Source organism: Pantoea sp. Ep11b (assembly GCF_040783975.1).
Lineage (GTDB): Bacteria > Pseudomonadota > Gammaproteobacteria > Enterobacterales > Enterobacteriaceae > Pantoea.
This window is the reverse complement of sequence record NZ_CP160631.1, coordinates 3188959-3202410: the sequence shown is the minus strand read 5'-3', so window position 1 is coordinate 3202410 and position 13452 is coordinate 3188959. Positions and strand designations below refer to the sequence as shown.

Below are 13452 nucleotides of genomic sequence, written 5' to 3'. Positions count from 1 at the left end.
TGACGCACGCCCCATCCCGCTCCGCACACCGCTTATCATCCCCATCGGCTTTTGCTGAATTCAGCATAAACTCTGCCGCCGTCTTATGCTTTTTTCGACTTTGAAATCATCAAACGATATATAAAACCGTTACTCGTTTTCACGGAGTTATAAATAAACTGATGCATCAGCGGGCGAGATCCGCATCAAACTTTTTCAGGGTGCCAAATGACATTACAAGCGATGAATAAAATCGTGAGCGGTATCGCGTTGTCGCTGAGCCTGGCTGGCGCAGTCAACGCCACTGAACTCCTTAACAGCTCTTACGATGTGTCGCGGGAGCTGTTTGTTGCCCTGAATGCCCCCTTCGTTAAACAGTGGGATGCCGCGCATCCGGCCGATCCGCTGACCATTAAGATGTCACATGCCGGTTCATCGAAGCAGGCGCTGGCGATTCTGCAGGGACTGCGTGCGGATGTAGTGACCTATAATCAGGTCACGGACGTGCAGGTGCTGCACGATAAAGGCAACCTGATCGCCGCAGACTGGAAAAGCCGTCTGCCGAACAACAGCTCGCCTTTCTACTCCACCATGGCGTTTCTGGTGCGCAAAGGAAATCCTAAACAGATTCACGACTGGTCCGATTTAACCCGCAGCGATGTGAAGCTGATTTTCCCCAATCCGAAAACCTCCGGCAATGGCCGCTATACCTATCTGGCCGCCTGGGGCGCAGCAGATAAGGCGGACGGTGGCGACAAGGCTAAGACCCGGGCCTTTATGACGCAGTTCCTTAAGAACGTGGAAGTGTTCGACACCGGCGGCCGCGGCGCGACCACAACCTTTGCCGAGCGCGGACTGGGTGACGTGCTGATTAGCTTTGAGTCGGAAGTGAACAACATCCGCAACCAGTACGGCAAAGATGAATATGAAGTCATCGTGCCAAAAACCGATATTCTGGCGGAGTTTCCGGTTGCCTGGGTGGACAAGAACGTTGCCCTTAATAACACCAAAGACGCCGTCAGTGCCTATCTGAACTACCTCTACACGCCTGAAGCGCAGAATATCATTACCCGGTATTACTACCGCGTGAACAACCCTCAGCTGATGTCGGCGCAGAAAGATCGCTTTCCGCAGACGACGCTGTTCCGGGTAGAAGAGGCGTTTGGCGGCTGGGATAACGTGATGAAGACCCATTTCGCCAGCGGTGGCGAGCTTGATCAACTCTTAGCGGCGGGGCGCGGATAATGTTTGCAGCCAGCCATAAACGTGTTCTGCCTGGTTTTGGCCTCAGCCTTGGCACCAGCCTGCTCTTTACCTGTCTGATTCTGCTGCTGCCGATCAGCGCCGTCATCATGCAGCTGTCGCAGATGACGCTGCAGCAGTACTGGGATGTGGTGACCAATCCGCAGCTGGTAGCGGCCTATAAAGTCACGCTGCTCTCGGCTGGCGTCGCCTCTCTGTTTAATGCGGTGTTCGGCATGCTGATGGCGTGGATCCTGACCCGTTATCGCTTCCCGGGCCGCGCGCTGCTGGATGGCCTGATGGATCTGCCGTTTGCGCTGCCGACCGCAGTCGCGGGTCTGACGCTGGCCGGCCTCTTCTCCGTCAGCGGCTGGTACGGACAGTGGTTCGCCCATTTCGACATCAAAATCTCCTACACCTGGATCGGTATCGCCATTGCAATGGCCTTTACCAGCATCCCGTTTGTGGTGCGTACCGTACAGCCGGTGCTGGAAGAGTTAGGCCCGGAGTATGAAGAGGCGGCCGAAACCCTGGGCGCGACGCCGTGGCAGAGTTTCCGCCGCGTCGTGCTGCCGGAAGTGGCGCCGGCGCTGCTGGCGGGCACGGCGCTCTCGTTTACCCGCAGCCTGGGGGAGTTCGGTGCGGTCATCTTTATTGCGGGCAACATTGCCTGGAAAACGGAAGTGACCTCGCTGATGATTTTTGTCCGTCTGCAGGAGTTTGACTATCCGGCGGCCAGCGCCATCGCGTCGGTTATCCTGCTGGCCTCGCTGATTCTGTTGTTCGCTATTAACACATTACAGAGCCGCTTTGGCCGTCGTCTGGGAGGTCACTAATGGCTGAGGTTTCGCAACTCAATCACGCGGCGCGTCAGCCGGTGAACTGGAGCAAATGGCTGCTGATTGGCATCGGGGCGCTGGTCTCGATTCTGCTGCTGGTGGTGCCGATGATCTCCATCTTCTGGGAAGCGCTGAATCACGGGCTGATTGCGGCCCTGAGCAATCTCTCCGACCCGGACATGCTGCACGCGATCTGGCTGACGGTAATGGTGGCGCTGATCACCGTACCGGTTAACCTGGTGTTCGGCACGCTGCTGGCCTGGCTGGTGACGCGCTTTACCTTCCCGGGACGCCAGCTGCTGCTGACCCTGTTCGATATTCCTTTTGCCGTGTCGCCGGTGGTGGCTGGTCTGATGTATCTGCTGTTCTGGGGCGTCAACGGCCCGGCGGGCGGCTGGCTGGATGCCCACAATATTCAGATTATGTTTGCCTGGCCGGGCATGGTACTGGCGACGGTGTTTGTGACCTGTCCGTTCGTCGTTCGCGAGCTGGTGCCGGTGATGCTGAGCCAGGGCAGTCATGAAGATGAAGCGGCGGTGCTGTTGGGCGCTTCCGGCTGGCAGATGTTCCGTCGTGTGACGCTGCCGAACATTCGCTGGGCGCTGCTGTACGGCATCGTGCTGACTAATGCCCGTGCGATTGGTGAGTTTGGTGCGGTCTCGGTGGTCTCGGGATCGATTCGCGGTGAGACCTATACGTTACCGCTTCAGGTTGAATTATTGCATCAGGACTACAACACGGTGGGCGCCTTTACCGCGGCCGCGCTGCTGACCCTGATGGCAATTGTGACGCTGTTTCTGAAAAGCATTCTGCAGTGGCGCTTAGAGCAGCAGCACAAACGTCTGCAACAGGAGGGAAATCATGAGCATTGAGATTAACAAGATCAACAAATCCTTTGGTCGCACCTCGGTGCTGAACGATATCTCTCTGGATATTGCCTCGGGTGAAATGGTGGCGCTGCTTGGTCCATCAGGCTCGGGTAAAACCACGCTGCTGCGCATTATTGCCGGGCTGGAGCATCAGAACAGCGGCCAGATCCGCTTCCATGGTAACGATGTCAGCCGCCTGCATGCGCGCGATCGCCAGGTCGGCTTTGTGTTCCAGCACTATGCGCTGTTCCGTCATATGACCGTCTTCGACAACATCGCATTTGGTCTGACCGTTCTGCCACGCCGTGAGCGCCCTTCCACGGCGGAGATCCGGCAGCGTGTCACCCGTCTGCTGGAGATGGTGCAACTGGGCCATCTGGCGAACCGTTTTCCGGCGCAGCTTTCGGGCGGTCAGAAACAGCGAGTGGCGCTGGCGCGTGCGTTAGCGGTGGAGCCGCAGATCCTGCTGCTGGATGAACCTTTCGGTGCGCTGGATGCACAGGTGCGAAAAGAGCTGCGCCGCTGGCTGCGCGAGCTGCACGAAGAACTGAAATTTACCAGCGTGTTCGTGACCCACGACCAGGAAGAGGCGATGGAAGTCGCCGATCGCGTGGTGGTGATGAGTCAGGGCAACATTGAGCAGGTCGGTACGCCAGACGATGTGTGGCGTGAACCGGCGACCCGTTTTGTGCTGGAGTTCCTGGGCGAAGTGAATCGCTTTGATGGCGAGATCCAGGGATCGCAGTTCCACGTCGGCGCGCACCACTGGCCGCTGGGCTACACCTCTGCCCATCAGGGCGCGGTGGAGCTGTTCCTGCGTCCGTGGGAGATCGACGTGTCGCGCCGCAGCAGCCTGGAAACGCCACTGCCGGTTCAGGTGCTGGAAGTCAGCCCGCGCGGCCACTTCTGGCAGCTGGTGGTTCAGCCTGCGGGCTGGCAGAGCGAGCCGTTCTCGCTGGTGTTTGAAGGCGAGCAGACGGCCCCGATTCGCGGTGAGCGTCTGTTTGTGGGATTACAGCAGGCGCGCCTCTACAAGGGCGATAAGCCGCTGCGCGCAGTTGCCTTTGCGCAGAGCGCCTGATATTTTCACCTCAACAGCGGGCGGGAGTCTCACTCCCGCCTTTTTTTCGCCTCTCGTTTGTAACAGGCCAGGAACCACACCGTGACGACTCTTGAGAACACCATCGGCAATACGCCGCTGATCAAATTGCAGCGCCTGACGCCCGCCAACGGCAGTGAGGTCTGGCTCAAGCTGGAGGGCAATAATCCGGCCGGTTCGGTGAAAGATCGCGCGGCCTGGTCGATGATCCATCAGGCGGAACTGCGCGGGGAGATTTCACCCGGCGACCAGCTGATCGAAGCCACCAGTGGCAACACCGGCATCGCGCTGGCGATGATCGCGGCCATGAAAGGCTACCGTCTGCGTCTGCTGATGCCGGACAACATGAGTCAGGAACGGCAGGATGCGATGCGGGCCTACGGCGCAGAGCTGATTCTGGTGCCACGGGAGCAGGGCATGGAAGGCGCCCGCGATCTGGCGCAGGCGATGGCCGCACGCGGTGAAGGCCGGGTGCTGGATCAGTTTAACAATCCCGACAACCCGCTGGGCCACTATCAGACTACCGGCCCGGAGTTGTGGCAGCAGTCGAACCAGCGCATGACCCATTTTGTCTCCAGCATGGGGACCACCGGCACCATCACCGGCGTCGGACGCTATCTCAAAGAGCAGAACAGCGGTGTGCAGGTGATCGGTCTGCAGCCCAGTGAAGGCAGCAGCATTCCCGGCATCCGGCGCTGGCCGCTGGCCTATCTGCCGGGGATCTACCGGCCCGATCTGGTGGATGATGTGATGGATATGACGCAGAAAGAAGCGGAAGAGACGATGCGGGAGCTGGCACGACGCGAGGGGATTTTCTGCGGCGTCAGTTCAGGCGGTGCGGTCGCGGGGGCGCTGCGTATTGCGCAGGCCAATCCGGGCAGCGTGGTGGTGGCGATCGCCTGCGATCGCGGCGATCGTTATCTCTCTACCGGGCTTTATCATCAGTAATCTTCACTGAGACGGCATCAGATCTGTGCGCGCGTGCATCGCCCACAGGTCTTTTTTTTGGCCAGAATCGCCTGCTGCGGGGATAATGAATCTGTAAGGATCGCGTAAAACAGGCTGCGTGAACGCCGGCTACAGGACAAAATAGCGCCAGTTCTGCTGAGAGATAACAATGAAAATTTTGCTCGTTGATGATGATGTTGAGTTAGGCACGATGTTAAGCCAGTACCTGATTGCCGAAGGGTTCGATGCCCAGCTGGTTCTGACCGGCAGCGCCGGAATAGAGGGGGCGCTTTCGGGGGCGTTCACCGCCCTGATTCTGGATATCATGCTGCCCGATATGAGCGGCATCGATGTGTTGCGTCAGGTGCGTCAGAAAAGCCGGATACCGGTGATTATGCTGACCGCGAAGGGCGACAACATTGATCGGGTCATCGGTCTGGAGATGGGGGCGGATGACTATATGCCTAAGCCCTGTTATCCACGCGAACTGGTAGCGCGTCTGCGTGCAGTATTACGCCGTTTCGAAGAGCAGCCGCTGCAACCCGAGTCGAAAGAGCCGCTGCGCTGGGGCGAGCTTACGCTCAATCCCGCAACCCGCATCAGTGAGTGGCAGGGTACGCCGTTTGACCTGACCGCCTCGGAATTTAACCTGCTTGATCTGCTGCTGCGTGCACCGGACAGAGTGGTCTCTAAAGATGAGCTTTCAGAAAAGGGGCTGGGGCGCCCGCGCGAAGCTTATGATCGCAGTGTTGATGTGCATATCAGCAATATCCGCCAGAAGCTCAGTGCGCTGACGGCAGACAGCATTAATATCGAAACCGTTCGCAGCATCGGCTACCGCATCCGATGAAGCAGAGTTACCGGGGACGCATGTTCTGGAAGATCTTCATCGGCTTCTGGATCGTGTTCGTCATCATGAGCCAGCTTATCTGGCTCGGTTTTACGCTTTCGGGTAAACGGCATGAGCCGCCTGAAATCGTGGCGATTCGGCGCATTGTCGATCTGCAGATGACCTCTGCCGCGTCGGTGCTGAAGCGCAACGGTCCTGAGGCGCTGAATGTGATGCTGTCGGACTGGAATGAGAGTGACCGGCAGTTCTTCCACGTCACCCGGCAGGCACAACCGTTGCCCGCTGAGAATCGCGTCAATCAGGATATCCGTGGACGTTTTCCTGAAGAGGTGGTGCGCCAGGTGCAGGGCGCGGATGGCAACGCCTATCAGCTGCGCTATGACCTGGATGGCATGCGCAAAGACAGCATCATGAACAGGATGCCACGCCGGTTCCTGAACATCCCGGAACCGATGTTTATCTTTGCCGGCTCAGTGGGACTGCTCTTCAGTCTGCTGCTGGCCTGGAACCTGACGTGCCCCCTGCGTCAGCTGCGGGAAGGCTTTTCCCGGGTCGCAGAGGGGGATCTGCGCGTCCGGTTATTTCCGGCCATGCGTAAACGCCGCGACGAACTCTCTACCGTTGCGCAAGCTTTTGATGCAATGGTCGAACGGCTGGATACCCTGGTGCGCGCCCGTGAAGAGCTGCTGCACGACATCTCTCATGAGCTGCGTTCACCGCTGGCGCGGCTGCAGCTGGCAACCGGGCTGGCACGCCAGACGCCCGAAAATGTCAGCAGTTCACTCGATCGCATTGATGAAGAGGCGCGCCGGCTGGATAAGATGATCGGTGAGCTGCTGACGCTGTCACGAGCCGGGCATGAAAGCATCCCGGATGAGCAATATTTCGATCTTACCGGCCTGCTTGAGGCCGTAATCGCCGACGTGCGCTATGAAGCGCAGATCCCTGGCGTGCAGGTGGTGCTGCAGGTGGACGATCGGGCGGATTACACCGTTCGCGGTAACGCGGAGCTGATACGGCGCGCCACCGAGAATGTGCTGCGCAACGCGCTCCGCTTCTCCCTGCCGGGGCAGCGTATCGACGTGCATCTGCGCACGGATCAGCAGTGGCTGGCGATTCAGGTGCGCGATCAGGGCCCGGGCGTGGATGAGGAGAAACTCTCCAGCATCTTTGACCCCTTTGTCCGGGTTAACTCTCCGCTGATGGGGAAGGGGTATGGTCTGGGGCTGGCTATCGTGCGTAAGGTGGTGCTGGCACATCATGGGGAAGTCGAGGCGCGGAATCGTCCCGAAGGGGGGCTGGAGCTGACGCTGCGTCTGCCACGCTGGCAGCCTTAAGCGCGTACAGCAGAAACAATAACGGCACCCGCAGGTGCCGTTATGTTACAGATAAACGCTTACTTTCTGATGCGAATTACCGGGGTTTCCCCCACGGTAACCTGGCCAGACAGCTTAATCAGTTCCTTGATCTCATCCATGTTGGAGATGACGACCGGGGTCAGGGTTGATTTTGCTTTCTCTTCCAGCAGCGGCAGATCGAACTCGATGACCACATCGCCTTTTTTGACCTTCTGGCCTTCTTCAGCGATACGCTTGAAGCCTTCGCCTTTCAGTTCAACGGTATCGATACCGAAGTGGACGAACAGCTCAATGCCGTTGTCAGATTCGATCGAAAAAGCGTGATTGGTTTCAAAAATCTTGCCGATAGTCCCATCAACAGGGGCAACCATTTTGTTGCCGCTTGGCTTGATGGCAATACCGTCGCCCACGATTTTTTCTGCAAACACCACATCTGGTACGTCTTCAATATTCACGATTTCGCCTGACAGAGGCGCTACGATATCAATAGTCCCAGCGCTATCCGTTTTTTCGCCAAAAAGTTTAGAAAACAAACCCATGATCTTCTCCTAAGCAGTAATTTGGGGCCAGCATCATGCAGATTAGCAGAGCGTTTTTTCCTTAATGAATCTGTTGACCAGGTTCATTAAATCTTCCGCAGTCGGTTGAGCCAGTGCCTGCTCTGCTAATGCCTTCGCATCTTCAAAATTAGTATTACGAATGATTTTCTTGATGCCAGGGATAGAAATGGCACTCATGCTGAACTCGTCCAGCCCCATTCCCAGTAACAGTAGTGTAGCACGTTCATCACCTGCCAGCTCACCACACATGCCGGTCCATTTACCTTCAGCGTGAGATGCATCAATGACTTGCTTAATTAAGTTAAGCACAGACGGCGTCATTGGGTTGTACAGGTGCGAGATCAAATCATTACCACGATCGACCGCCAGAGTATACTGCGTCAGATCGTTTGTGCCGATACTGAAGAAATCAACTTCTTTCGCCAGGTGGTGGGCGATCACAGCTGACGCCGGGGTTTCCACCATGATGCCGACTTCGATGCTTTCATCAAAGGCTTTGCCCTCTTCGCGCAGCTGCGCTTTCAGCAGTTCGAGTTCGGCTTTCAGGCTGCGGACTTCTTCAACCGAGATGATCATCGGGAACATGATGCGCAGTTTACCGAACGAGGAAGCGCGCAGGATAGCACGCAGCTGAGCATGCAGAATCTCTTTGCGGTCCATGGCGATACGGATTGCGCGCCAGCCGAGGAACGGGTTCTCTTCTTTTGGCAGGTTCATGTAAGGCAGATCTTTGTCACCGCCGATATCCATGGTACGCACGATAACGGCCTGTGAACCCATCGCTTCCGCGACGGCTTTGTATGCCTGGAACTGCTCTTCTTCGCCTGGCAGCGAGTCGCGGTCCATGAACAGGAATTCGGTGCGGTAGAGGCCTACGCCTTCTGCGCCGTTACGCTCAGCCCCGGCGATATCGCGCACGGTACCGATGTTGGCACAGACTTCAACCTGATGACCATCCAGCGTGACCGCGGGCAGATCTTTCAGCTTGGCTAATTCATGTTTTTCCGACAGATACTGGTTCTGTACGGCTTTCAGCTCTTCCTGAATCGCTTCTGAAGGGTTGACGTGAATCGTGTTGTTGACACCATCCAGAATCAGGAAATCGCCGTTTTTGATCGTGGCGGTGACGTTACCGGTGCCGACAATGGCCGGGATCTCCAGCGAACGCGCCATGATAGAGGTGTGCGAGGTACGGCCACCCAGATCGGTAATAAAGCCCAGCACCTTTTTCAGGTTCAGCTGTGCGGTTTCTGACGGCGTTAAGTCTTTGGCCACCAGAATGGATTCTTCCTGAATCGCGCTCAGGTCAACGATGTGCAGACCGAGAATGTTTTGCAGCAGACGCTTACCGATGTCGCGCACGTCAGCCGCACGCTCTTTCAGGTATTCATCATCTAACTCTTCCAGTGCTTTCGCCTGGCCATCGATGACTGAGTAGGCAGCGGCATCGGCAGACGCGTGATCTTTCTTGATCAGGTCAATGATTTCCTGCTCCAGCTCTTCATCTTCCAGCAACATGATGTGGCCTTCGAAGATCGCTGCTTTCTCTTCACCCAGGGTTTCACCCGCTTTGACGCGAATCGCTTCCAGTTGTGTTGCCGCTTTGCTACGGCCATCAAGGAAGCGCTGAACTTCCTGCTCAACCTGGTCATCAGAAATTTTCTTGCGATTGATGACGATCTCGTCTTCTTTCAGCAGCAGTGCTTTGCCGAAAGCGATACCTGGTGATGCTAAAATGCCTGAAATCATAACGCTACCTTTTAATCACGATGGCTGATGGGACTCTTTGCGGTGCCATTGTCGCGGGACACGTACTCTACGAAAGCAATAACGCGGACAGGTTGTCCGCGATCAAGATGTTTGCACTCAATGGCGCAGAGGAGTCGATTTGCTGGAGAGCTGAGCGGAGATTACTCCAGTTCAGCCATCAGTTTGACCAGATGTTCAACGGCCTTCTGCTCATCTTCACCTTCTGCAGAGAGTGTCACGACGGTGCCCTGAGTCAGACCCAGCGTCTGCAGTTTGAACAGGCTTTTCGCACTCGCTGATTTACCGTTAGAGGTCACGGTAATTTCTGACTGGAAAGCTTTGGCTTCTTTAACGAATTGCGCAGCTGGGCGAGTATGCAGGCCGTTTGGTGCAGTAATAGTAACTTCTTGCTGGAACATTCTATTTCCCCAACGTTATCAGAATGAGTTTTATGGATCTAAAGTCTAGCCTGGAGCCTCTACTTTAGCCTGTGTCGGTGCGCGGGTATAGCATCCTGCTGACCAGAGACGCGCATGCGTCAATACGACAATCCGTTGCGTCTCAAAACCGATTCTACACGTCACCGGTTAATTATGCCGTGATTCGCCGTTTCACTGAATCCGTAAATCGATTCAGCTTGATCCACTTCAAACGCGGATTAATTTCAGGCATCGAAATAATTGGCAGTCTAAATACCAGAGCGGCATCACTGAAATCAATCTGCCGGGTGATGAAAGTGAGATCTGCGCCACAAAAAAGCACCCGTGCGGGTGCTTTTTTATCCATTTTAAGACTTTCGCCGCGACTAGGGCTGCAGCTCTTTTTCGGTGAAAAGATCGGCAAACAGCGCAGTACTCAGGTAACGTTCACCGGAAGAGGGGAGGATGACAACGATATTTTTGTTGGCGAAGGTCTCATCTTCCTGCAGCTTCAGCGCAGCAGCAACCGCAGCACCGGAAGAGATACCGGCCAGAATACCTTCCTCTTCCATCAGACGACGCGCCGTGCTGATCGCCTCTTCGTTGGTAATCGCCACGACGCGATCCACCAGGTTCAGCTCCAGGTTACCTGGAATAAAGCCTGCACCGATGCCCTGAATCTTGTGCGGGCCTGGTTTGATCTCCTCACCGGCCATCGCCTGAGCAATCACCGGCGAATCGGTCGGTTCAACCGCAACGGTAATCAGATCTTTTTTGCCTTTGGTGTTTTTGATGTAGCGGCTCACGCCGGTCAGCGTACCACCGGTGCCGACACCGGCAATAAACACGTCTACTTCGCCATCGGTGTCTTCCCAGATTTCCGGGCCGGTAGTCTTTTCATGAATTTCCGGGTTGGCCGGGTTGCTGAACTGCTGCAGCAGAACATATCTGTCTGGATCGCTGGCGACAATCTCTTCCGCTTTGCCGATAGCGCCTTTCATACCCTTTGCGCCTTCGGTCAGAACCAGCTTCGCGCCCAGCGCTTTCAGCAGCTTACGACGCTCCACCGACATGGTTTCCGGCATGGTCAGCGTCAGTTTATAACCGCGTGCGGCTGCCACATAGGCCAGCGCGATACCGGTGTTGCCGCTGGTCGGCTCCACCAGTTCAACACCCGGTTTCAGAATACCGCGTTTTTCTGCGTCCCAAATCATATTGGCACCGATACGGCATTTTACGCTGAAGCTCGGGTTACGGGATTCAACTTTCGCAAGGATGCGGCCGTTACCGATGCGGTTCAGTCGAACCAATGGCGTATGACCAATTGTCAAAGAGTTGTCTTCATAGATCTTACTCATAGCCTGTCCTTAACTGTATGAAATATTGGGAACCCTATGAGCATACCTGTTCTGCCTGGGGGCGGAAGGAAAGAAATCGTATATCTATATGTCACCCGGCAATAAGCCTCTGTGAAAAGAGCATAAGGCGCGCTGATGGTTTCAGCGCACGTCGCTGCGAGCCAGCTGCGACCGATAGCGATCCACCCACATAGCCGTCGCACCGCAGACGGCCACCGGCATGATGACCAGGTTCAGCACCGGAATCATGGTGAACAGGCTGGTCAGCGCGCCAAACTGCATGTTGGCCGTTTTGTGCTGACGCAGGGCATTACGCATCTGCCGGAACGGCACTTTGTGGTTATCGAACGGATAGTCACAATACTGGATAGAGAGCATCCAGGCGCTGAACAGAAACCAGAGCACTGGCGCAATGGTCTGACCAAACCCCGGAATAAAGTAGAGCAGCAGCAGGCCCAGCGCACGGGGCAGGTAGTAGCCCAGTTTCTGCAGTTCCCGCTTCATGATGCGCGGCACATCTTTCACCATCGCCGCCCAGCCGCTGTCGGGCAGTGGTTTACCGGTCAGACGCCCTTCAAGCTGTTCTGCCAGCAAACCGCAGAACGGGGCGGCAATCAGGTTGGCCAGCGTCGAGAAGAAGTAGCTGAACACCAGCACAATCGCGATAACCGACAGCGGCCACAACAGATAACTCAGCCACTGCAGCCAGTCGGGAATATGGGCCATCAGGCGCGGGATCCAGTCGCCCAGCCGATAGAAGAGCCAGACGAAAGCGCCGCCCAGCATGATGATGTTGATCAGCAGCGGCATCACGACAAAGCGGCGAAGGCCAGGCAGGCGCACCAGTTTCCAGCCCTGGTTAAAATAGTGCATGCCATTAAAATCTGAGACGGAATTCTCACGGGCCATAAAGCCATTTCTCCTGAAGGTGTGAAGGCGCGCTCACTATAACCTGGCTTTTTCTCCAGTCCAGGTACCGTTTGGGTAAAAAAACAGCGAAAAAGCGTGGGTTGCCTATCTTATTTGTCAGAAAATAGTGCACAGACTTGCACTTGTGTAGCAGGGCAAATACAGTTAGAGGATAAAGTTTGCCGCGGTGGCAAGGTATTGGAACAACAGAGAATACAATGATGCAGGATTTGCGTCTGATATTAATCGTTGTTGGCGCGATCGCCATTATAGCGCTCCTTCTTCACGGACTGTGGACCAGCCGTAAAGAGCGTTCGTCAGTGTTTCGCGATCGCCCGCACAAACGTCTGAAACAACGTGATGACCATGATGAGCAGGACCTGACAGACGACGAAGATGACGGCGTCGGCGAGGTTCGTGTTCGTTCTGAGCGCAGCGTACACCAGGAACCGCGTTTCGATGCGATCCGCGACCCTCAGCCAGAAGCGCCGCGTCAACAAGCGCCTGCTGAGCCTGTGCGTCAGCCTGCGCCACGTCCCGCACCGCAGCCCGAACCTGAAAGCGATCCGCTTTTCAGCTCAGCACCGCAGCCTGCTCCGCAGCCGCGTCCTGAACCGGTTCGTCAGCAGCCTGCGCCGACTTTTGTCGCGCCGCCTGTCCAGGCCGATCCGCTGCTGGATCTCGATCCGCTGGAACCGGTACAACCTGCACCGCAGTACCAGGCAGAACCTGAGCCTCAGCCTCAGCCTCAACCCGTGCAGCCTGAACCGGCCCCGGCGCCTGCGCCAAAAGCCGCAGCGGAAAAACCGAAAGAAGCGGTGCTGGTGCTGCATGTTGCCGCGCATTCGGGTGGTGAGCTGAACGGTGAAGCGTTGCTGCAGGGGATTCTGCAGGCGGGCTTCCAGTTTGGCGAAATGAACATTTTCCACCGTCATCTTAGTCCGGCAGGCAGCGGTCCCGTGCTGTTCAGCCTGGCGAACATGGTTAAGCCTGGCTCGTTCAACCCGGACCTGATGACCGATTTCAGCACGCCAGGCATCTCTATATTTATGATGGTGCCTTCTTACGGCGATGCGAATCAGAACTTCAAGCTGATGCTGCAGTCGGCGCAGCGTATCGCTGATGATGTCGGTGGCGTTGTGCTGGATGATGAGCGTCGCATGATGACGCCGCAGAAGCTGGAAACCTACAAAGCGCGAATCCGCGATGTGACTGGCGCCTGAGCATTGCGCTAATCACTGTCTGAATTGTTAAAACAAACCCCCGCCTGTCG

The 13452-nt window shown here is 56.3% G+C and carries 14 protein-coding genes; 8 read left to right on the top strand and 6 right to left on the bottom strand.

The window, feature by feature from the left end:
* The first annotated feature begins 207 nt into the window (after nucleotides 1-207).
* The 7 genes from AB1748_RS14995 to AB1748_RS14965 all read left to right on the top strand — a co-directional run bounded on the left by AB1748_RS14995 (nucleotide 208) and on the right by AB1748_RS14965 (nucleotide 7163).
* Nucleotides 208-1224, top strand: a complete 1017-nt coding sequence (locus AB1748_RS14995) for a sulfate ABC transporter substrate-binding protein (RefSeq protein ID WP_367395684.1) — start codon at nucleotides 208-210, stop codon at nucleotides 1222-1224.
* Nucleotides 1224-2057, top strand: a complete 834-nt coding sequence (cysT, locus tag AB1748_RS14990) for a sulfate/thiosulfate ABC transporter permease CysT (protein ID WP_111139356.1) — start codon at nucleotides 1224-1226, stop codon at nucleotides 2055-2057. Before AB1748_RS14995 ends, cysT begins: the two co-directional genes overlap by 1 nt.
* Nucleotides 2057-2932 carry a sulfate/thiosulfate ABC transporter permease CysW gene (cysW, locus tag AB1748_RS14985; protein WP_111139357.1) on the top strand — a complete coding sequence of 292 codons (876 nt, stop codon included), beginning with the start codon at nucleotides 2057-2059 and terminating at the stop codon, nucleotides 2930-2932. Before cysT ends, cysW begins: the two co-directional genes overlap by 1 nt.
* On the top strand, nucleotides 2922-4010 hold the full coding sequence (gene cysA / locus AB1748_RS14980) for a sulfate/thiosulfate ABC transporter ATP-binding protein CysA (protein ID WP_111139358.1): 1089 nt from the start codon (nucleotides 2922-2924) through the stop codon (nucleotides 4008-4010). Before cysW ends, cysA begins: the two co-directional genes overlap by 11 nt.
* 81 nt (nucleotides 4011-4091) lie before the next feature.
* Nucleotides 4092-4976 (top strand): cysteine synthase CysM, encoded by an 885-nt coding sequence (cysM, locus tag AB1748_RS14975; RefSeq protein ID WP_111139359.1) that lies wholly within the window; start codon nucleotides 4092-4094, stop codon nucleotides 4974-4976.
* A gap of 169 nt (nucleotides 4977-5145) precedes the next feature.
* A complete protein-coding gene (locus tag AB1748_RS14970) occupies nucleotides 5146-5826 on the top strand; it encodes a response regulator transcription factor (protein ID WP_111139360.1) in 681 nt (226 codons plus the stop codon).
* The gene (locus AB1748_RS14965) at nucleotides 5823-7163 is read left to right on the top strand and encodes an ATP-binding protein (protein WP_367395683.1); all 1341 of its coding nucleotides are present in this window, start codon (nucleotides 5823-5825) and stop codon (nucleotides 7161-7163) included. The genes AB1748_RS14970 and AB1748_RS14965 overlap by 4 nt, the downstream gene beginning before the upstream one ends.
* A gap of 59 nt (nucleotides 7164-7222) precedes the next feature.
* On the opposite strand, the gene crr is transcribed toward AB1748_RS14965, so the two are convergent.
* From crr to cysZ, 6 genes are all read right to left on the bottom strand, one after another.
* On the bottom strand, nucleotides 7223-7723 hold the full coding sequence (gene crr / locus AB1748_RS14960; RefSeq protein ID WP_008926530.1) for a PTS glucose transporter subunit IIA: 501 nt from the start codon (nucleotides 7721-7723) through the stop codon (nucleotides 7223-7225).
* 42 nt (nucleotides 7724-7765) lie between these two features.
* The gene (gene ptsI / locus AB1748_RS14955) at nucleotides 7766-9493 is read right to left on the bottom strand and encodes a phosphoenolpyruvate-protein phosphotransferase PtsI (protein WP_293772846.1); all 1728 of its coding nucleotides are present in this window, start codon (nucleotides 9491-9493) and stop codon (nucleotides 7766-7768) included.
* Between the two features lie 161 nt (nucleotides 9494-9654).
* Complete coding sequence (gene ptsH, locus AB1748_RS14950; RefSeq protein WP_003848868.1) at nucleotides 9655-9912, bottom strand: phosphocarrier protein Hpr; 258 nt, start codon at nucleotides 9910-9912, stop codon at nucleotides 9655-9657.
* Between the two features lie 172 nt (nucleotides 9913-10084).
* Nucleotides 10085-10279 carry a hypothetical protein gene (locus AB1748_RS14945; protein ID WP_111142243.1) on the bottom strand — a complete coding sequence of 65 codons (195 nt, stop codon included), beginning with the start codon at nucleotides 10277-10279 and terminating at the stop codon, nucleotides 10085-10087.
* Between the two features lie 19 nt (nucleotides 10280-10298).
* Nucleotides 10299-11270 (bottom strand): cysteine synthase A, encoded by a 972-nt coding sequence (gene cysK, locus AB1748_RS14940; RefSeq protein WP_111142244.1) that lies wholly within the window; start codon nucleotides 11268-11270, stop codon nucleotides 10299-10301.
* A gap of 141 nt (nucleotides 11271-11411) precedes the next feature.
* Nucleotides 11412-12179, bottom strand: coding sequence for a sulfate transporter CysZ (cysZ, locus tag AB1748_RS14935; RefSeq protein ID WP_293772843.1), 768 nt, complete (start codon nucleotides 12177-12179; stop codon nucleotides 11412-11414).
* Between the two features lie 218 nt (nucleotides 12180-12397).
* On the opposite strand from cysZ, the gene zipA reads away from it, so the two are divergent.
* On the top strand, nucleotides 12398-13402 hold the full coding sequence (gene zipA / locus AB1748_RS14930; protein WP_111142092.1) for a cell division protein ZipA: 1005 nt from the start codon (nucleotides 12398-12400) through the stop codon (nucleotides 13400-13402).
* Nucleotides 13403-13452 lie beyond the last annotated feature (50 nt).